20 protein-coding genes are annotated in these 19,771 nt (G+C 35.9%); 10 read left to right on the top strand and 10 right to left on the bottom strand.

Annotated elements, in window-relative coordinates; all coding sequences use genetic code 11:
* Positions 1 to 335: 335 nt before the first annotated feature.
* Positions 336 to 1,109: a hydroxyacylglutathione hydrolase gene (gloB, locus tag IQ247_RS16210; RefSeq protein WP_193921692.1), complete on the top strand. Its 774-nt coding sequence runs from the start codon at positions 336 to 338 to the stop codon at positions 1,107 to 1,109.
* Positions 1,110 to 1,279: 170 nt separating this feature from the next.
* On the opposite strand, the gene dprA is transcribed toward gloB, so the two are convergent.
* The 4 genes from dprA to IQ247_RS16190 form a co-directional block, all read right to left on the bottom strand.
* Positions 1,280 to 2,395, bottom strand: coding sequence for a DNA-processing protein DprA (dprA, locus tag IQ247_RS16205; RefSeq protein WP_375341233.1), 1,116 nt, complete (start codon positions 2,393 to 2,395; stop codon positions 1,280 to 1,282).
* Between the two features lie 141 nt (positions 2,396 to 2,536).
* Positions 2,537 to 3,190, bottom strand: a complete 654-nt coding sequence (locus tag IQ247_RS16200) for a DUF2301 domain-containing membrane protein (RefSeq protein ID WP_193921690.1) — start codon at positions 3,188 to 3,190, stop codon at positions 2,537 to 2,539.
* 124 nt (positions 3,191 to 3,314) lie between these two features.
* Positions 3,315 to 5,654: an adenylate/guanylate cyclase domain-containing protein gene (locus IQ247_RS16195; RefSeq protein WP_193921688.1), complete on the bottom strand. Its 2,340-nt coding sequence runs from the start codon at positions 5,652 to 5,654 to the stop codon at positions 3,315 to 3,317.
* Between the two features lie 590 nt (positions 5,655 to 6,244).
* Positions 6,245 to 7,270: a VOC family protein gene (locus tag IQ247_RS16190; protein ID WP_193921686.1), complete on the bottom strand. Its 1,026-nt coding sequence runs from the start codon at positions 7,268 to 7,270 to the stop codon at positions 6,245 to 6,247.
* A gap of 293 nt (positions 7,271 to 7,563) precedes the next feature.
* On the opposite strand from IQ247_RS16190, the gene IQ247_RS33620 reads away from it, so the two are divergent.
* From IQ247_RS33620 to IQ247_RS16170, 5 genes are all read left to right on the top strand, one after another.
* On the top strand, positions 7,564 to 7,683 hold the full coding sequence (locus tag IQ247_RS33620) for an element excision factor XisH family protein (RefSeq protein WP_375341232.1): 120 nt from the start codon (positions 7,564 to 7,566) through the stop codon (positions 7,681 to 7,683).
* On the top strand, positions 7,634 to 7,984 hold the full coding sequence (locus IQ247_RS16185) for an element excision factor XisH family protein (RefSeq protein ID WP_322745513.1): 351 nt from the start codon (positions 7,634 to 7,636) through the stop codon (positions 7,982 to 7,984). The genes IQ247_RS33620 and IQ247_RS16185 overlap by 50 nt, the downstream gene beginning before the upstream one ends.
* The gene (locus IQ247_RS16180; RefSeq protein ID WP_193921684.1) at positions 7,972 to 8,307 is read left to right on the top strand and encodes a XisI protein; all 336 of its coding nucleotides are present in this window, start codon (positions 7,972 to 7,974) and stop codon (positions 8,305 to 8,307) included. The genes IQ247_RS16185 and IQ247_RS16180 overlap by 13 nt, the downstream gene beginning before the upstream one ends.
* Positions 8,308 to 8,518: 211 nt before the next feature.
* Positions 8,519 to 9,652: an AbrB family protein gene (locus tag IQ247_RS16175; RefSeq protein ID WP_193921682.1), complete on the top strand. Its 1,134-nt coding sequence runs from the start codon at positions 8,519 to 8,521 to the stop codon at positions 9,650 to 9,652.
* Positions 9,653 to 9,892: 240 nt separating this feature from the next.
* Positions 9,893 to 11,191, top strand: a complete 1,299-nt coding sequence (locus IQ247_RS16170) for a sensor histidine kinase (protein ID WP_193921680.1) — start codon at positions 9,893 to 9,895, stop codon at positions 11,189 to 11,191.
* A gap of 193 nt (positions 11,192 to 11,384) precedes the next feature.
* Here IQ247_RS16170 and IQ247_RS16165 read toward each other — a convergent pair whose 3' ends face one another.
* The gene (locus IQ247_RS16165; RefSeq protein WP_193921678.1) at positions 11,385 to 11,786 is read right to left on the bottom strand and encodes a P-loop NTPase family protein; all 402 of its coding nucleotides are present in this window, start codon (positions 11,784 to 11,786) and stop codon (positions 11,385 to 11,387) included.
* 36 nt (positions 11,787 to 11,822) lie between these two features.
* On the opposite strand from IQ247_RS16165, the gene IQ247_RS16160 reads away from it, so the two are divergent.
* Together IQ247_RS16160 and IQ247_RS16155 are read left to right on the top strand one after the other, a co-directional pair.
* Complete coding sequence (locus IQ247_RS16160; RefSeq protein WP_228059792.1) at positions 11,823 to 12,833, top strand: hypothetical protein; 1,011 nt, start codon at positions 11,823 to 11,825, stop codon at positions 12,831 to 12,833.
* 146 nt (positions 12,834 to 12,979) lie between these two features.
* Positions 12,980 to 13,201, top strand: coding sequence for a hypothetical protein (locus IQ247_RS16155; protein WP_228059791.1), 222 nt, complete (start codon positions 12,980 to 12,982; stop codon positions 13,199 to 13,201).
* A gap of 69 nt (positions 13,202 to 13,270) precedes the next feature.
* Here IQ247_RS16155 and IQ247_RS16150 read toward each other — a convergent pair whose 3' ends face one another.
* The 3 genes from IQ247_RS16150 to IQ247_RS16140 form a co-directional block, all read right to left on the bottom strand.
* Positions 13,271 to 13,990 carry a Uma2 family endonuclease gene (locus IQ247_RS16150; RefSeq protein WP_193921676.1) on the bottom strand — a complete coding sequence of 240 codons (720 nt, stop codon included), beginning with the start codon at positions 13,988 to 13,990 and terminating at the stop codon, positions 13,271 to 13,273.
* A 406-nt stretch (positions 13,991 to 14,396) separates the two neighbouring features.
* Positions 14,397 to 15,635 carry a Rieske 2Fe-2S domain-containing protein gene (locus IQ247_RS16145; protein ID WP_193921674.1) on the bottom strand — a complete coding sequence of 413 codons (1,239 nt, stop codon included), beginning with the start codon at positions 15,633 to 15,635 and terminating at the stop codon, positions 14,397 to 14,399.
* Positions 15,635 to 16,543, bottom strand: a complete 909-nt coding sequence (locus IQ247_RS16140; RefSeq protein WP_193921672.1) for an NmrA/HSCARG family protein — start codon at positions 16,541 to 16,543, stop codon at positions 15,635 to 15,637. The genes IQ247_RS16145 and IQ247_RS16140 overlap by 1 nt, the downstream gene beginning before the upstream one ends.
* A 46-nt stretch (positions 16,544 to 16,589) precedes the next feature.
* On the opposite strand from IQ247_RS16140, the gene IQ247_RS16135 reads away from it, so the two are divergent.
* Together IQ247_RS16135 and IQ247_RS16130 are read left to right on the top strand one after the other, a co-directional pair.
* Positions 16,590 to 17,969, top strand: coding sequence for an FAD-dependent oxidoreductase (locus IQ247_RS16135; protein WP_228059790.1), 1,380 nt, complete (start codon positions 16,590 to 16,592; stop codon positions 17,967 to 17,969).
* Positions 17,970 to 18,029: 60 nt separating this feature from the next.
* A complete protein-coding gene (locus tag IQ247_RS16130; RefSeq protein ID WP_193921668.1) occupies positions 18,030 to 18,785 on the top strand; it encodes a red chlorophyll catabolite reductase in 756 nt (251 codons plus the stop codon).
* Between the two features lie 54 nt (positions 18,786 to 18,839).
* Here the strand turns inward: IQ247_RS16130 and IQ247_RS16125 are convergent, their stop codons facing one another.
* Both IQ247_RS16125 and IQ247_RS16120 read right to left on the bottom strand, forming a co-directional pair.
* Positions 18,840 to 19,277, bottom strand: coding sequence for a type II toxin-antitoxin system VapC family toxin (locus IQ247_RS16125; protein WP_193921666.1), 438 nt, complete (start codon positions 19,275 to 19,277; stop codon positions 18,840 to 18,842).
* Positions 19,278 to 19,321: 44 nt separating this feature from the next.
* Positions 19,322 to 19,657 (bottom strand): type II toxin-antitoxin system HicB family antitoxin, encoded by a 336-nt coding sequence (locus IQ247_RS16120; RefSeq protein WP_193921664.1) that lies wholly within the window; start codon positions 19,655 to 19,657, stop codon positions 19,322 to 19,324.
* Positions 19,658 to 19,771: the final 114 nt, after the last annotated feature.

Below are 19,771 nucleotides of genomic sequence, written 5' to 3'. Positions count from 1 at the left end.
CAAAACCCGACATATACCCCAACGAGTAATCACAGAAGTCGGGTTTTCTTTATGATTACCGAAAAAAAAACCGCAGAGACGCTGAGAACGCGAAGAAAAGAGATAAAGGAAGGGAGTAATCACCAATTACCAGCCAACAGCAAATTATAACTAGTAGTCTGCCACATAAGTTATGAGGGGTTTGTTCGTCTACCGACGTGCTGTAGAGACGTTATACATAAAGTCTCTAGACAATTTTGGGAAAAACTAACCATTCAAAATTAATGTGGTGGAATACTAGAAATGATATAATTCGCTAAACTGATGCTGGGGTGAATAAATCAGAGGCTATACTTATGCAAGTATTTCGCATCAGCGCACTTTCAGATAATTATATATTTTTGCTATACGATAATAAACAAAATATTGCTGCTGTAGTTGATCCAGCCGAAGCAAAACCTGTTTTAACAAAACTTCACGAACTCAAAGCAGAATTAGTTGCAATATTTAATACTCACCATCATTACGACCATGTAGGTGGCAATCAACAATTAATTGAGAAGTTTCCGCAATTAATAGTTTATGGTGGAAGCTCCGATAAAGGCAGAATTCCCGGTCAAAAAGTCTTTTTAGAAGATGGCGATCGCGTTTCTTTCTCTCATCGCACTGCTGAGGTTTTGTTCGTTCCCGGACATACCCGCGCTCATATAGCTTACTATTTCCCCCCAGAGAAATCAGGAGAGACGGGAGAGTTATTCTGTGGTGATACTTTATTTGCTGGCGGTTGTGGTCGCTTGTTTGAAGGAACACCAGAGCAGATGGTAAATTCCCTGAGTAAAATCCGCGCTTTACCCGACGATACGCGGGTTTGGTGCGCTCACGAGTATACTTTGAATAATTTAAAATTCGCCTTAACTGTTGATGGTGAAAACCCGGAACTTCAGCAGCGATTGAAGCAAGTAAAAGCACATCGTAGTCGTGAAGAAGCTACCGTTCCCTCATTATTAGGATTAGAAAAACAGACTAATCCGTTTCTCAGATGGGAAGAACCAGCATTACAATTGGCTACAAATAGTAGAGATTCGGTGCAGACTTTTGCGCGATTACGAGGGATGAAAGATAGATATTGAAAATCAACAACGACTATCAATCAAGCAAAAATACTTTTATTGGTAATTGGTAATTGGTAATTGGTAATTGGTAATTGGTAATTGGTAATTGGTAATTGGTAATTGGTAATTGGTAATTGTTGAGTGTTCCCGGACATGATACCATTCCTTAATGTTAGAAGCCTCCGGAGTCAATTTCTTTGATATCGCATTCCTGGAAGCTGGCTTACCAATCCCATTAATTCCAATTGTAATAAAGCGCTAGAAACTGCTGAAGCTGGCATTTGGGTTTGTTGAATAATTAAATCAAAAGGTAAAGATTCCGCAGAAATTGTTTGCATTACTCGATGTAATTCGGGTGGTAAATCTGGTAATGGTTTCTCTACATCCGATGTTAAATTCCTTATATTGGCAACTTGAGGAATCGCACCGAGCATTTTGAGTAATTCATCTAATTCCTTGAGAATTGGAGTAGCACCTTGAGAGACTAACTTCAAGCATCCTTGGGAGGAAAAATCATCGAGTCTTCCGGGTAATGCGTAAACATCTCTACCAAATTCATTTGCGTAGTCAGCAGTAATCAAAGCACCCGATTTTTGAGGTGCTTCCATAACTAATACAGCACGAGATAAACCCGCAATAATCCGGTTACGTCGGGGAAAATGAGTCCGATGGGGTGCAGTTTTTGCGGGATATTCGCTGATAACAAGGCCTTGAGCCAAAACTTGTTTGTATAATTCCCGATTTTTCGCGGGATACACCACGTCTACACCAGTTCCTAAAGCTGCAATGGTGCGTCCAGAAGCTTTAATTGCTGCGGAGTGAGCAGCAGTATCAATTCCTTCCGCTAAACCAGAAACCACCGTAAAACCATTTTCTACCAAAGCGGTACTAATACGGCGCGTCCAGCGGATACCATATTCTGTAGGTTGACGAGTTCCCACTATCGCCACGAGGGGTTTTTGGGCTGAATTTTCTTGTAATTCTATCTTACCGCTATAATACAGTACGGGTGGAGGGCTAGGAGTTTCTCGCAACAACCGGGGATATTCTACATCTGCTGGTGTCCAAAAATTGGGATTGTCTTGTTCGTGTTGTTTGAGAAACTGTTCTGGGTTTATTTGGGAACGTTGTTGGACTACCTTTTGTAAAGTTTGCAAACCAAAACCTTCAACCTCTTTCAATTGAGAAGAATCAGCGGTCCAAGCAGTTTTTGCCGAATCAAAATGTTGGTATAATTTTTGCATTAAAACTGGTCCCACCCCCGAAATCTGAGACCAAGCAAGCCAGTATGCACGTTCCGTCAACTTTTTATCCTCATCCCTACTAGTTTAGTATTCCCAAAAATTGGATTAAAAATTGGGCATAGGGATAGGGCATTGGATGAGAAGATGGAGAAGATGAGGGATTGCAACTGCTAACTATTATTCACCTTTGACTTTTAACCTTTAACCTTTAACCTTTAACCTTTGACCTTTTAGGTATTCAAATACAGATTTATCTCCAATATCTGGGGGAATTGCCTGTACAACTTTACGAATTGCGAAAACTAGAAAAAATACCGCCCAAACGGCTAATAATCCTTTTTCTACCTCGATAGGAAGAATGTTGGTCATGTGTCCTAAAAGCAGTAACGGAACTACGGGAGTAAGCACTTTGGTTTCTAAGCGGTTAAAACAAAAAGCTTCTTTGAAAAAAATACCCGTCAATGCTGCAAAAGTAAAACCAATTCCTAATATAGTTAGGGGATAGTTGTAAATTGTTTGCGCTAAGGTTTGGCTGTTAGAAAAAGCGAAAATAATTGCGGAAATACTGCCAATAGCCCAAAAAAGTTGTAATATCCTGTGCAACTCTACCATGTAGATATGAATAGTTACTAAGCTCACGCCGAGAGCAATACTAAAACCAGCGTATAAAAACGTGAGTAACTGAAAATTGGGATTATCGTTGAGCAATACCAAAGCCGTACCTATTGCAAAACAAAGTGCGGCGATCGCCAATCCCCCACGATAGATAATTACGCCAAATCTATCATCTTTGGTAATGGTAAATTCGCCAAATTGACCTTGATAAATTTCTGGTATCCGTGTTTGTGTAGTCATAGGGAATAGGGAATAGGGAATAGGGAATAGGGAATTGGGAATTGGGAATTAGAGGATGAGGAGACAAGAGGACAAGGAAAAATTTATATTATTAACTCCTAACTCCGGTGGTACTAACTCCTAACTATTCCCTTCTCCCAATCAAGAAATAAGTAGTCATTTTACCTTTTCCTTTAACAGAAATTTCACCACGTTTTTCTAAAATAAAATCTTTACACAATCGTTTATGAGTATCTTCTGTCACCTGAATTTTTCCAGCTAAACCATGAGATTCCATTCTGTTGGCAATATTTACCGTATTTCCCCATAAATCATAAGTAAATTTTTGCAGTCCAATTACCCCGGCGACGACGGAACCAGTATGAATCCCAATGCGAATATTAAAATTTAAATTATTTCTTTGATTAAAAACAATCATAGCATCTTGCATTTCTAATGCCATTGAAGCAACAGCTTGGGGATGGTTATCCATTCTTGTTGGTAAACCGCCAACAACCATATAGGCATCACCGATGGTTTTTATTTTCTCTAAACCATATTTTAGCGAAAGACGGTCAAATACGGAAAAAATTTGATTTAATAAACTTACTAAAGCTGTAGCGCTCAGCGAAGCCGCAATTTCAGTAAAACCGACAATATCTGCAAATAAAACTGTCACATCGTCAAAATTATCGGCGATTATACCGGCTCCTTGTTTCAAACGATTGGCGATGCTAACTGGTAAAATATTAAGTAATAAACGTTCAGTTTGTTCTTGTTGATTTTGCAATGCTTTTTCCGCTGAAATTCTAGCAGTAACGTCGCGAAATATAGCACGGATAGCGGTTGGTTTACCTTCAACAATTTTACAGTTAACATTTCCTTCTAAAAAGATGGTTTGACCATTTTTGGTCAAAAATGCAGCTTGAAGATGTTCAAAATTACCGATTGAGATAATGCGATAAAAAACATCTCGACAGCGCTGTTTAAAATCGGGATGGATAATATCAAATACGTTAATTTTTGTCACATCAGCTTTACTATATCCTAAAGTTTCCCTCCAAGCACGATTAACATATAAAAAACGCCCATAAGGATTAACCGATTGAATTAAGTCATTAGCATTTTCAAATAAATCGCGATATCTTTCCTCACTTTCTAACAGTGCTGATTCTGCTTCTTTCCGTTGTAGAAACTGCGCGATTTGACTACCAATAGAAACCATCATTTGCAACAAATCTTCATCTTTAAAGGATACTTCTCGACTTAAAAAAATCATCACTCCCAAAATTTTATTTTCACGCAAAATCGGGAAACCGAAAGCTGCGTGTAGTTGTGTTTTTTCTACCTGATTCAATCGCGGACAAATATCATCATTGGCTATATCTTCACACCATAAAGGAGAAAGAGTTTCCCAGATTTTACCCGCTAAACCAATTCCACTTGTCACAGTTGTTAGCCAAGTAACTGCTTCAAATTCGCGCACATCAACTCTTCGAGATGACCACATTTCTACGCATCTTAAAACAGAATTGCTCGAAGATTTATGGTTGGCATTTAAATATTGACTCGGAGTCCATAATTCTCCCAAATCCCATCCCAAACTTTCACAAATAGTCTGCAAAATTTGCGGTATTGCTTCTTTTACACCAATTGATTCTGATAAAATTTTTGTGATTTCATACTGAGCGCTTTTACGCTGCTGACGGCGTTTTTTAGCAGTAATATCTCGACCAATATAAACGATATCTTCTACACCATTAATTTGCTTGCTAATTACTGAACAAGAAAAAGCAATTAATTTTCTTTCTTTTGATTTAGTCCGACAAACTACTTCTACATTTTGAAAATATTTTTTGTATAAAGAACGTTGTTGAATCGCTTTTTGTAATAATTGATTATCATCTATGATTAAAGAAATCTGTTTACCGATTAATTCTTCTTCTCTATAGCCTAATAACTCTATAGTTGCTTGGTTTACCTTATTTATTTTTCCGGATTTACTAGTTACAATCAACGCATCTGCCATTGACGCGATAACCTTATCCATGTAATTTTTATAAGCAACCAAAGTACTGGAGAGCAAGTTCGTTTCATTGACTCTTTGATTTAACTTTTGCTCCAGCTGCATCCGATGGCTTACATCTTCAATTAAAATAATTAATCTATTCTCAATAGGTTCACCGACAATATATATATCTATATAAAAATCACCTTTTTCTTGACTAACTCGGTGAATACCTTCTAATTCAAATAATTCCTGCTCTCCTTTGATAATAGATGTCATCACATCTTCAAGTCCAACAAACTCCGGAAATCCAAGACGGACATCTTGTTGTAAAATTACCTCTTGAGGATAATAAGCAAAACTTTGCACCTGCTTAGATAGATGTAAAATAAAAAAATTACTATCTAGCTCCAAGCTTTCAAATTTGCGTGGTGCATTGTGTTTATTAAAAATTTTCTCTAGTACATGGTATTTCATCGTGGCGCTTTGAAGAAAATAACAAGCAGAAACAAGTTCTATAAAAATCAAAATAAACAAATAATTTGCATTTAATTTTTGCTTAATCTCGCTTCCCTACCCTTAACTGTGTAAATTAGACTTAGGCACCACTGACAATTGTATATCTATCTGATTTATTCGAGCATCATTGTGAGATTCAAGTTGGTTAGATGTTTCCGGCTTAATTATATAAACGATGTCATAAAGTGTCATTCAGGTTTGTTCGTAAATTAGGTAAATATCTAATTGGCACATGATGCACTAAAAAGGAGCTTTTATCAAGTATCTTCTTAAATATTCCTTTAAATATTACCGCAAACAGGAACTGTTGCTCCTCGGATATCCTTTGCAGCTTCATAACCCAGAAAACAGACAAAGGAGGTGCTGTGATTCCAGCTTTATACAGCGGTAGGCGAAGCTCTATACAAACTCATCCAAGCCCAATTTACCAGCAGCAGCACCTGTATAGTAAAATTTGCTTTCCTCAAAGCTTAACTAAAGTAAAATTTCAAAAAAGTTAAATGTAAATTATTAACTTTCAAAATTCAATCGCCAATCATTGAGAATTATTAACTAATAATTGTCCAAAAATAACCATCTGGTGCTGTAAAAGAAAAACTCTTTTCCCCAAACTCATTATTCTCAATAGCTGTAATATTTTTTGCAGAACTTGATTGAATCGCTTTCAAATAATCTTCTATGAAAGATACACGGTAAGTATACAAACACATTCCCAAACATCCCGGTTGTGCTTTCTCAAATTCATTTTTTAGTTGAATAAATTCAGGAAAGCGGATAATATAAAGTCTACCAGAACGTGCTGCGAATAAATCAGTTGTAGAAGAACGTGGTTCGTCAAAAGCTGTGACAATAAATTTTTCACCAGGTTCTAAATCAAAGATTTCTCTACCTGCTACAGAAGATTCGTAACTAGTTTCTACATCATCACGAACCCGTAATAAACCCAAGGCTTCCTCATAAAAGTTTAAAATCTCTTTACTATCATCTTGAACTATTATTCCCATATGAGTAAATTGACTGGTTTTGAAAGCTGAATTTTGGTTAACATTTCCGTAATTAGGTAAATTATAGCCGAATCTTTGAAATAAAACTTGTCGAGTTAAAGGTTGGAGCAACAACATTTCTCTTACACCTACAATTTCATCTATAAAAGGACGGATTTTTCTTTCTTTGTTGTAGATTACTTCCCAAGAGGGATTAGTGTATTTAATAGTTTCACCAGCAGCTTTTGCTGATTCAATATGATTTAAAATATTTAAGCAATCATTCGTTAAAGTAGTAGCCCAACGATTGCCTTTGACTTTCATCGAAGTGATACCCAAACCTTGATTAATTGGTTTTTCCCAAGTCATTAAACGAATTAAACCATGATCGGAATTTTGGTGAAAAAGCCGAATTGAACGTAATGCGGAATTTATGCCGTATAATTTATCAGAATCAGTGGCAGTTAATTCACCAGTATCACCGATGTGATAACCGAATTTTTGCCAGTATTGAATTGCCGATATTGCATCTATAACGCCAATACAAACCTCATAAATACCTTGAATTTCAGCTTTTTGTTGATTAGCCATTTTAGGTAATAAATATCGCTTATACGAATGAAAAGGGAGTAGGTAGTAGGGAACAGTTAACAGTTTGCGTGTGAAGGATAAAAATTCAAGGGAAAATTTCAAGTCTGTGAATCTGAATAAATACAAGTGTCAACAGATTATTTTTAACTTGATTATCAATAGCATATTATCGATTCTCCTGTGGAAGGATAGGTTTTTGATGGAAGCTTGGAAGGTCAAGGGAATTTAAGATTGTCTAGTTTATGATTGAAATTTATTTATAATCATATTGTCTGCTAATTAATAGTATAATTATGCCTGCAAAGGATATTTTTCATGAAGTTGTAAAATCTGCTTTAGAAAAAGAGGGATGGAGGATTACACATGACCCACTTTTTTTACTTACGTTTCGGTGGGTTAGAATTATACATTGATTTAGGTGTGGATAGAATTATAGCCGCGCAAAAAAATGAAGAAAAGATAGCTGTCGAAATCAAAAGTTTTGTTGGAACTTCTGCAACAACAGAATTTAGTACGGCTTTAGGGCAATTTTTGAAGTATCAGATGGCTTTAGAAGAAGAGCAGCCAGAAAGAATACTCTATTTAGCAATTCCATTCGATACTTATCGCTCGTTTTTTAGTTTAGAATTGCCAAGACTTTTGATAGAGCGCTATCAAGTAAAATTAATTATATATGACCCTATAAAAAAGGTAATTGTGAAATGGAAAAGCTAGATAAATATCGGCAAATAATTCAAGATATTCTACGAGAACATGGTGCGATAAAATCAAGCAATGAAGATGTAGAACCACAAATTGTTTTTGATACAGAAAGAAATCATTATCAACTAATTCATGTAGGTTGGTCTAATCAACGCAGAATATATGGATGTGTAATTCATCTCGATATTAAAGATAATAAAATTTGGATACAGCATGATGGAACTGAAGATGGTGTTGCGAATGAATTAGTACAGCGAAGAGTCCCTAAACAAGATATTGTCCTAGCTTTTCATTCTCCTTTTAAGCGACAATTTACAGAATTTGCTGTGGGATAATTTGTTAATTCAATATAGGAATACTGTTTAATTTTTAATTAATTTTTAAACAATTTGTAAAGGCTAGGAAACTCTTAAGTAGTTAAGCCTTGATTATTTATATAATTACCACTCAGTTATAAAAATTTTCCCCCAACCCTATTCCCTATTCATAACGATAATTTTTAACATCTCTCTATTAAAAATAATATATATTTATATACATTGCTTTGTGATTGATAAAATTTTATTTTTAGAAAAAGATGATTTTAATGAATGGCAAGATAAATTCACTTCCTATGTACCCCAAATAATTACTATTATCTTTCAATTAACTATAGGAATTGCTGCTGGTTTTGTATTTAATTGGTTGCAAATTCCTGTCGGTTGGTTGTTAGGTTCGATGATTGGAGGAATGGTTTATTCAAGTATCCGAGGTAATCCCCAACCATTACCAAAGATTTTTATTTCTTTTGGTAAAGCATTTATTGCCCTGGGAACTGCGGTACGTTTTTCTTGGGAAACAATAAATTTTGCTGCAACTTATGCAGTACCATTGCTCTTGTGCGTGTTAATTTCTGGTAGTTTGAGTTTGTTTCATGGATATTTATTATCTCGATGGTCTGGAATAGATAAAGTTACAGGTTTTGTCGCTTTTATTCCCGGTGTTGCTTCTAGTATTGTTCCCATTGCCGAGGAAATGGGAGCGGATGCGGTAGCAGTGGCTTTGTTCCAATATTTACGTTTGCTCATAGTAGTTTTACTGATACCAAGTGCGGCTGGTTTGTTTTTCCCTGCTGATTTGAATAATTCTGTGACAACAGCGATCGCGATGACAACAGCAAATAATCATTCGTTTCCGATGTGGTTGAATTTAGCGATATTAGGTTTGTGTTGTGTTGTGGGGATGTGGGGAGGAAATCGGTTAAATTTGCCTGCATCAGGTTTTTTAGGCACATTATTAGTGGCGTTGGGAGTATTTTGGAGTTTACCCGATCAATTACAGGTTCCTCAATGGTTGTTCGCTATGGGATTATTATTTGTAGGTATTTCGATTGGGTTTAAATTTGATATTAAAACTGCAAATAAATTATTGAAAGCGGTATTAATTCAAATTGCTTTAGTAGTTTCCTTGATTATTTTATGTCTTGGTGTTGGTTACTCGTTTCATGTATTTACCCAAGTTGATACTATTACCTCTTTATTAGGGTTTACTCCAGGAGGATTAGAAGCAATGGTTGCGACTGTGATGCAGTTGGGTGGTGATACTGGTTTAGTATTAGCGATGCAGTTAACACGAATGTTAATTATTATTGCTTTTGGTCCATGGTTGGTAACTTTTGTGATCAAAGTAGCTAAGGATTGAAGTTGTTCTAGAAGGAATTGAATTTTGATATATATCAAATATTCAGAGGATAGGAAATAGGGAATAGGGAAGAGGCAATAGTTAGATATACTGATTTTTTTTCAATTTTTCACATTGAGTCCTGTACACATACCATATTAATTAAAAGACGATTGTCGAGGTAATCAAAGAATACGTATACAATCTCCTTACTTTTCCAGATTTTTCAAGTTAAACTGGAAAAAATGTATTCTTTATAATATGCTGTCTACGATTTTTATTCCTCACGGACATTGTTATCTATGGAAAACTGGATTGGTTTCGCTACATCTAATTTCAGATTCTCTGATTGCATTGGCTTATTTTATAATTCCGATTATGCTTGTTTGTATAGTTCACAGACGAGAAGATATTCCTTTTGATTGGATATTTCTATGTTTTAGTGCTTTTATTATTTTATGTGGTTTTACCCATTTGGCGGAAGTTTGGACTTTATGGCATCCTAATTATTGGGTTTCTGGTTGGTTAAAAGCTTCTACTGCGGTAATATCTTTATCTACGGCAATATTACTTTTTTGGTTAAGTCCAAAATTATTAGCTATTCCTAATGTTCCAAAACTTGAAGCTTTAAATATAGCTTTAGAAACAGAAATTATTGAACGCAAAGAAATAGAACAAAAGTTAAATTTACAAACTCAACAGCTAGAAACAACATTATTAGAACTTCAGCGTACTCAAGCTAAAATGATTCATAGCGAAAAGATGTCAGGTTTAGGACAAATGGTAGCTGGAGTTGCTCATGAAATCAATAATCCTGTGAGCTTTGTTTACAGTAATCTTGTTCCTGCTAGAGAATACGCTGATGATTTTGTCGAATTATTAGAACTTTATCAACACAATTATCCCCAACCTTCTCAAGAAATTCAAAATAAAATTGCAGAAATTGATTTTGATTTTATTAAAGAAGATTTTATGAAATTACTTGATTCTATGGAGGTAGGAACCGAACGTATTTATAAAATAGTTTTATCGCTGCGTAATTTTTCTCGTTTGGATGAAGCTGAATTTAAGAAAGTTGATATTCATCAAGGGATTGATAGTACTTTGATGATTTTAGGAAATAAGTTAAAAACAACATCCCAAGATAATGAAATTCAAATAGTTAAAGATTATGGTGATATTCCTCTTGTGGAATGTTATCCCAGTCAGTTAAATCAAGTATTGATGAATATTATTGCCAATGCTATCGATGCTTTTGAAGAAAAACCAGATAATCACAAAAATATTTATAATCAGATTACAATTTCTACTCAAAAAGTTGACCATAATTATATAAAAATTATGATTGCTGATAACGCTTGCGGAATTCCTCCAGAAATACATTCTAAAATATTTGACCCATTTTTCACGACGAAACAAGTGGGTAAAGGTACTGGTTTGGGTTTATCTATTAGCTATGAAATAGTTACAGATAAGCACGGTGGTAAATTATATTTTGATTCTATTCTTATGGAAGGGACAACATTTTTCATTGAAATTCCCATTACTCATACAAAATAGATAAAGTTAACAAAGATGTTTATAGAGTAATATCATGTCCGGTTAAACACTTGTAATAAAGGGAGTAGGGAGTGTCGAAGGGTTGAACCGTTGATACCCGAATTAATTGTGAATTACGTTCACGTAGCGTCTCCCGGAGGGAAATATTACGAATTACGAATTCCGCTACAATAATTTATCCGTTATCTTCCCCCTAACTGCTGAAATCGCTACCACCCGTGGGGAAGCAACGTTCCAAAGTCAAAAAGTACGATAGTGACTTTATAAAATGACTAAAAGTTTTTAAATACTCATCTTCGACTCCATTTTTAATTGCGTCTAAAGTTGCTTGTACAGAAATAAAATGAACGCGATTTTCACCTGTAATTATGGGATTATCACCTTGTACAAACTTTTCAATTCGTTGTTTCACCTGTGTGCGTCCTTTTTCGGTACGCACTAAATCCATAAAGTTACCGATAATAAAAAGATTATCCGCTGGTTTTGAATTATCTCCACGATTAAGTTGAGTTTTCAACTCATGCAGTAAAGCGCGTTCTCCTTGTGTTAAAGCACGGGAAGCATTTGTAAGAAAGATTGCTGCATCAGTGTTCAATCTGGATTACAAGCTTTACAAACCAGCGTTGGTGTTTTGCAAGCAACCACTGCATTGATTGGTGTAGGGACAGTAGCCGCGATCGCGCTATCGGCGATTAATTTACAGCAAACATTACAACTTCGTGAAGACATTAAGCAAATGCGCTTGGAGGTCAAAAACGGCTTTATTGACTTAAAACAAGCCCTCAGAGACCAAGGAACGGAGATTAGGCAGGTTATTGAACAGGTAGCTCAAGATATTAAATTTGAACAACATCGCGTAGTTTTAGCACAAGCATATGGCTTATTTACTCAAGCTTTACAACGCTTCCGCTCTGCGATGCAAATCCAAGATGACAGTCGCAGGAATGGTGAAATCGATGCAGTCAGAGGAATGTTATATCAAGCATTAGCGAGCTATACAAACCCGCAATTATTAGAAGAAACTTGTGCAGCAGGACAACTGCGTCGATTAGAATGCGCTTGGGCTATTGAGCAAGCAATTGTGACTACCTATCAAGTGCAAAATGAAATGTCCGCAGTTAGCGATCGCCTTGATCATCTCAAAAACCACATTTGTGAAAACGCTTGTCAGATAGTTGATTCCTGCGCTTCAGAAGACGAACTCAATTTTCTATTTCCAGAAATGAGCCGCATTCGCAACCACGACTTAGCAATTGTAGAAACATGGCAAAATCAAATTAATTGGATACAAAATCTTCCCAGCGATGAGCTTGAACTTTTAAATAGCAGCGATTTTAATATTTCAGATACTGAAGATATAGCGGATAAATCTACTGTAATAGTATCAATTCCACCAGAACAAGTTATCTACGAAAACTTAAGGGAAAAATCACATTATTACTCTTTACATGACCAATTAATATTTATGTTCAATCCAGATTTACGTAAACAATATGAAAATTATGTGAATCAACAAGCTAACGTTGCTGGGTACAAAACATTAGTTCCTCGCAATCTCCAGCAAGCTTCCGATTTAACTGTTGCAAACCTCTATTATTACTTTAAAGTTCGGGATAAAGCAGTAGAGACTGTAGCAGCATAAGTTATTGTTAAAATGTGCGGTATTGCATTGCGTGCGACTTCTAGTAAAAAATAAATGGCGCGTTACCAATCACACTAACACATCCTATATTTATACCTAATATTGCAATGTCATAATTTGATCGAGTTATCAAAAATGTCCGTGTAGTGCGTCCGCATCAACAATCTATTGAAAAGCTGGATATTGATATCAGAAATGGTAAATTCAGCCGTATCGCACCCAATATTAAACCAGAGGAAACTAAAGAAATATTCGACGCTAAAAACTTGTTAGGATTCCCCGGTGTGGTTGATTCTCATATGCACGTCGGTATCTATCAACCTTTATCTCAAGATGCTGTTAGCGAAAGTAAAGCTTTTGCGGGGTGATTTGATTTATGATCAGGGGAAAGTTTTGGGTAGTGCGAGGGGAAGGTATTTAAGGTTTGCTTAAAACAGTTATAATTGTTCCGGGTCAATACCTTTTTCCTGCAACTTTTTCAATAAATCCTGATAACGCTGTCTCTCCTCGAACAATTGGGTTTCCGCATTATCGGCACGTTGACGCTCAATTTCTGCACGTTGACGTTCTTGTTCTCGCTGTTGTGCTAGTTCCACAGAAGTTAGAAATTTCTCACCATCGGGACGATATATTTCCAAGGTTTGGGGTGTGAGATGAAAACGTATACCTAAACGGGGACTAACCCAAGTATTTATTTCTTCAATTACTTCTAGGCGATTTTGTCCCGATTCCTGAGTTCTTAACCAACCATTTAAGTCATTTTTATCGGAGTCGTAAATATAGTATTCCTCAACTCCATAGCGCTCGTAAAAGCTGAGTTTTTTTGCCATTTCCTTAAGAGTATTACCGGGCGAGAGGATTTCAAATACTACTTGTACGGGGATATTTTCCTCAAGCCATTGTTTGTAAGAACCGCGATCGCCTTTAGGTCTACCAAACACAACTAAAACATCGGGTGCTTGACGGGTTGTTTCTCCTAATACAGGATACCACAGCAAATCTCCAGCCACAAACACATCAGGCTGTGACGCAAACAGAATTTCCAAATTCTCTTTAATGGTTACTATCCATTGAAATTGTTTGGTATTATCTGCCATTGGCTGTCCATCGCTGTCGGGGTAGATGATATTGGTTGAGGTTTCTGATGTGACTACCATATGCCTGATTCCCGGTTTTAAGAGGTTATCGTCCTATAGTAATAGTTTTAGTTGGGGATGATTCTTTCTACTTATTGTAACAAAGAAAAAAGCTTGATTTTAGCAGCATGAATGATTCAAGGCAATGAAATGGTGCCTAACGCTACAAAGAATTATCACTACGTAAAATCTGCGTCACCGAGTAAATTTTATGGTCTGTACGCTGCGCGTGTCCGTCAGGACATAGCCCCCAGATTTATCCGTGGATGTCTTTCAGGGGCGGCAATGTTCGGTTCCCCTAAATTTTATTTATGGGGAACCCTAATTACGAATTATATTCACGCACCACCCGTATTTTGTGACAATTGCGTAAGTCGGATAATATTTACTATTCCCTATCTTAACCAAAAAGCTTTTACAGCAAGCCCTAATATAATTTTACCACAGGTAAACCTGTTTTAGGAATACTGCTAATAAAGCGTTCCCGAATTGAGCTTAACCTATAAGAGCAAATTAAACTCAAGATACCAAGCAGAACTGGTATAAAAACTATTTTTAAAGGTAGATTAATTACTATTAACAATAATGCCAAGATTGTCAATACCGCTGTAAAGTTTTGACAAAAATCTTTTACTTTATCTATAAAAACTAAAGATTGCCGACAATTAGGACAATGCTCTGTATGTCTGTGCCATATGTCATATAATTGTTCATCGCTTAATTCTTGAAAAGGTCTTTCTGTTACTCCTTGCCATGAAGGTTTACCTCCGGCAAATTCATCTAACCATTTCCGAAAACTAACAATCCCAACGTCAGCTAAGGAAGGCATAAAATATGACTTTTGCCAAGTTTTATCCCCTATAGATTCGTTAACAGCTTGGGAGTGCATCATTGTTAAATCTTGATTACCTAACTTATAATTAGATGAATGTTTTAAGCCAGTTTGTAAATATTTTGGTAATAGTTCAAACCAGAAGTTACGTTTTTGGGGAAATGCATCAGAAATCGACTTTCCAATATATCTACAATAACCTGGTTTTATGGGAACAAAATATAATTGAAATAAAATAGATTTACCGTTAGAATATTCGTAAATTGTTGTATTAGAACAGGGTGGAGTAAACTTCCGCGTAGCATCCATATCTTTGTTAAAAACATTGTAACCGGAATGCTTTAAAGTAAAACCATCTTCAGGAGAGACTTCCCCAAAAATTTCAAAATGATGCATTGGAATAGCTCTTTCTGGAGAAAATCCAGCAATCCCTTCATGCAAAAATTGGGCGTGAGAAGGGTCAAAAGTACTTTCAACTGAAACAGTATAACCAACAGGAACTTCTGACATAAACCAATCTGTCAAAGAGCTATCAAGCTTATATTCTGGCATAATTGCGGGTTGCTTTAAAGTACAATCTTCAAAAGCAGTGGGACTATTATCCATCCAGATCCAAAGTAATCCTTGTAACTCTTGAGTAGGATATATTGTGACTTGCGATCGCTCGCTGTTACAAGCAGTTTCTAAAGCTTTTTCATCGCTCAACATTGGAATATTTGTACATTTTCCTGTCCCATCAAAACACCAACCATGATGACGACACATTAAGTTGCCATTTTCATTAATACTTCCTAAAGATAACTGCGCCAACTTATGGGGACAAATATCATCCATTAATACCCATTATTGTTCATTGTTTCATAATTCGATTCCGGGTTTCCCCAATCGGTTTCTTGCAAAAACTGATCAAAAGTTGTCAGTAAACCGGGAAATTCTGCTCTTAGATAGTTGACATCGGCTTGATAACCTTGATTTCGATAAAACTGGATGATGTTGTAAAGTTCTTTTTGCAAAAATAATAGAAATATCCAAGCAGGAACTTCTTGGTGAACAACTTTGCTTTTCTGAGCTTTTGAAAAGGCGATCGCCATTTGTTGGGGGGTTAATACATCACCTGCGAGTTCGATTTCTTTACCGATGTATTTGTCGGGATGGTTGATTACATAAGCTGCAATCCTTCCCATGTCTTTGGTTGTAATTAGGTGTAAAGGTTTATCAGGTTGAATGGAAAATCGGAAAGTACCTTTAAGGATACCGGGACGAGTATATTTCTTCCAAAATTCTTCCATAAACAAGCAAGCACGTAACATAGTTGCGGGTAAATTTGCCGCTTTGATAATTTGTTCTACCTGAGCTTTTTGCTGTATATGACTAACTTTGGTATTTCGATCAACTCCACCAGCAGAGTTATAAACAAAGTGTTTAATTCCAGCTTTTTTCGCAACACTTACAACACGTTTCGCTCTTTCAATTTCTTCGGGTTGGGGTTTAGCTGTATCGGGTGCGGTAGCATGACAATAAACCGCTTCAACATCTGTAAAAGCTGTTTCTAACGAGTTTTGATCATCAAGATTTGCTTCAACTAACTCGATTCCTGCATCATTGATTTGTTTTAAAGTTGGACGATTTAAATCGATTTTGCGAGTTATAGCCCGCAAATTGGTTACTCCCTGTTTGAGAAAACCTTTAACAACATTTCCACCAGTACCACCTGTAACTCCGATGAGTAGAATTTTAGTCATATTTATCCTTCTGTAGAATATGTATCTTGCTTGTTATCGTTTTTTTATGTTAAATAATTCAAGCCTGTATAAAAATGAAATCATTGAGAAACCGGACAATACCTATTTAAAGGTACATACATTTATGAAAAAAGTTGTCATAGTCGGTGCTGGGCCTTGTGGAGTTCTCCTTGCTCATCATTTATCACGTCGTGGTGGTCAATATAAAATAGAGATATATGAACGCCGTAGTGACCCAAGAAAAGTTCCTTTATCAAATTCTAGAACCATCCCCTATGGTATAAGCGAAAGGGGACTAAGAGCTTTGAGAAAAATTCCAGGATTAGAAGCGGCGCTTAAAGCTAAATGTGTAGAAAATAAAGGTACTATTATACACAGAAAAAGTGGCAAGATGCAATTTCTTTCGAGAAAACAACCGATATATAATACTGACCGTATTAGTGTGGTGATGACTCTCTTGTCACATTTAGAGGAAAGCGATCGTCAAGTAAAGATTAATTTTAACTATCAATGTCATAGTGTAGATTTTGATGCTAAACAAGTTACTTTTGCAATTGGAGCAGAAAAAGAATTTGTTCATGTCGATTATGATATATTAATTGGCGCAGATGGTGCGCGTTCTACGGTTAGAAAGCATTTTTTAAACTCCGATTTTTTTGAATTTGAGCAAAAATACGCCAATTCTTGCTACAAAACACTGTTTATTTCTGGTAATAATCAAAGAACTGATTTCCAATTGAAATCTGATTGCATTCATATTTGGCGCATAGAAGAAGGGATTACTTTTGGAGCAGTTCCCCAATTAGACGGAAACTTTATCGGTCTTTTATTCTTTCCACGCAATGCGGAAAAAATAATTGGTCTTAATAGTAAAGAAGATGTATTTGCTTACTTGCAGCAAAATATCCCAATAGTGGGTGAATTAGTCAGCGAACAAGAAGCTGAAAATTTTGTCGAAAAACCATTTTCGACTCAATTAAAAACTCGCTGTAACCGCTTCCATCATAATGACAATGTACTAATAATCGGAGATGCAATTCATGCTATTACTTCGTCTTTGGGTCAAGGTTGCAATGTTGCTTTTGAGGATACCTTTATCTTCGATAACTTATTAGATGAGTATGGTGACGATTGGAATTTGGCTTTGGAGCAGTTTACGATTTGTCGTCAATCAGATGTTTATGCATTGTGGGAACTCGACACAAATGTATATCCGAGTTCCAAAGTTCTGTTTACGGAGTTTCTTTTAAGAGAAACTTTTGCTAAAGTCATGCATAAACTATCTCCTCAATTATTTAAACCTCCTTTGAGAGAAGTATTATCTACGACCACACTTTCTTTTTCAGAAATTTTAAAATCCCACCAAGGTTGGATATCCAAGGTGAAAAATGCCAATCAAAAGTTTTATGCTGAAAAAATAAACTAACAGCAAAATTTGACGTTTTACTTTATGATACAAGCGTAACATTAGAAATTAAACAAACCGATGGCAGATAGTAAAGATGTATTTGAACAGTTATGGGCTATCACCTGCGAACTCAAACAGAAAATAGAAAGACGTTTTGATTTACAACCAGAACCATCTACCGAAGATTTAAAAGAATATAGCAGTCAAGATGGTAATTTAAAAGGTTCGCTAAATGCTTTTCAAGGCAAAGAAATTGATTGGTTGGTGCATTCTTGGTTGGGAAATCCGGGAAAATCTAACTTTAATACAATGCGTTTAACCGTCTGGTTGAGTTCCCATATTCAAGTTCCGCATTTAGTTTTTGAATTCGGTACGCTTCCCAATATCTTATTTTATATGGATTATATTCCTCGTACCGACCTTTATACTGACCTTGAATATATTAATCGTTATTACGAACCTGTAAACGAGACATTTCTAAAATTACAAGCAAATCCTGATTTAACATCATTTACTAGTAAAAGCGCTTATATCCGCTCTTTTCAATCACCTGTAAGTTTGTGCTATACCTGTTTGCCGAACAATGATACACTTAATTTGATTCGTACTGTTGCCTTGGAAATGTTTGAACGCTGGTTAAAATGGGTAGATGAAGCCCCAACCGTAACCGAAAATATGCGGTCTACCTTAACCGAACGTGATTTATTTATACGTCGGAGTAGCGCTGAATGCGACCCCGGTAATAAAATGGCAGCGCAGATGTTAGGAACCCAATTAACAGATAAGTTAGTTAAAGCATTATGGGGTGGTTTATTGATAACTGATAACTGTTAAGTGTCAACTGTTCACTGTCAATTAGTGTTAATCTTTAAACATTCAATTCTTCCACTAAGATATTGTCCAATCTTCTATTTGTAAATTAGGTACTTTGGCAAAATCTTTAGTATTACGTGTCACCAAAATCGCGTTTATCGAAAGTGCGATCGCGGCAATGCGTAAATCTCTCGTACCGATACGAATTCTCTGACAAACTAATTCTTGATAAACATTGTAAGCAGGTTGGTTAAAGTCAAGCAATCTGAGCTTGTTAAGGTATTCGATCCCATCCCTTAATCCTTTGTAAGCGAGTATTAATTTTTCAGATTGGGAAGGTTGATCATTATATTTATTAATCACATTTAACCAGCCTTTCATTTGTTCTTCCAGTGTCACAACGGTTATAGCTGTATTTACAAAGTTAATTTGATTGAGACGCTGGGTAACAGTTGGATGTTCTCTCTGAAAAAGCGATAAATGGTCAGTATCTAGCACCCAAACAACTGTCACTTTATCCTATCCTCTGCATCAATTTGTTTATAATACTCCTCAATTTATGCATTAAGTTGAGTACGTTCTGTTTCTATATCAGCCAGTACCTCATCAAAAAGAGGATTATCCTTGTACATACCAACTACTTTTGTCCAAGGGTTATCAGTTTGGGACGAATTTATTTCTAATGTAACTATTTTAGAATTCTGTAAACGTTTTTGCAAAAGCTGTTGTAAATTTTCTAGAGCTTCATTTTCAGTTTTACCGTAGCTTTTACAGTCTGATAAACCTAGCACCACAGCAAAGAATTGACCATCTTCTTCACTTTCAATCAGCACACTATAAGTTAACTTAGAAATATTATTATCAGAATTTATTGAAGGACTAAAACTAATCATGTTTTTCCCTTTTATCTATAATCAATCTTTTATAATTTTAACGGATTTGCCAAAAAATCGATTTGCTTATTTTCTTAATCTGATCGAGTAGGAGATGGGGGATGGGGGGATGGG

This window comes from Plectonema cf. radiosum LEGE 06105 (genome assembly GCF_015207665.1).
In the GTDB taxonomy this organism is placed as follows: Bacteria; Cyanobacteriota; Cyanobacteriia; order Cyanobacteriales; family Nostocaceae; genus Rivularia; species Rivularia radiosa_A.
The sequence above is the reverse complement of the archived record's forward strand: the minus strand, read 5'-3'. Positions and strand labels throughout refer to the sequence as shown.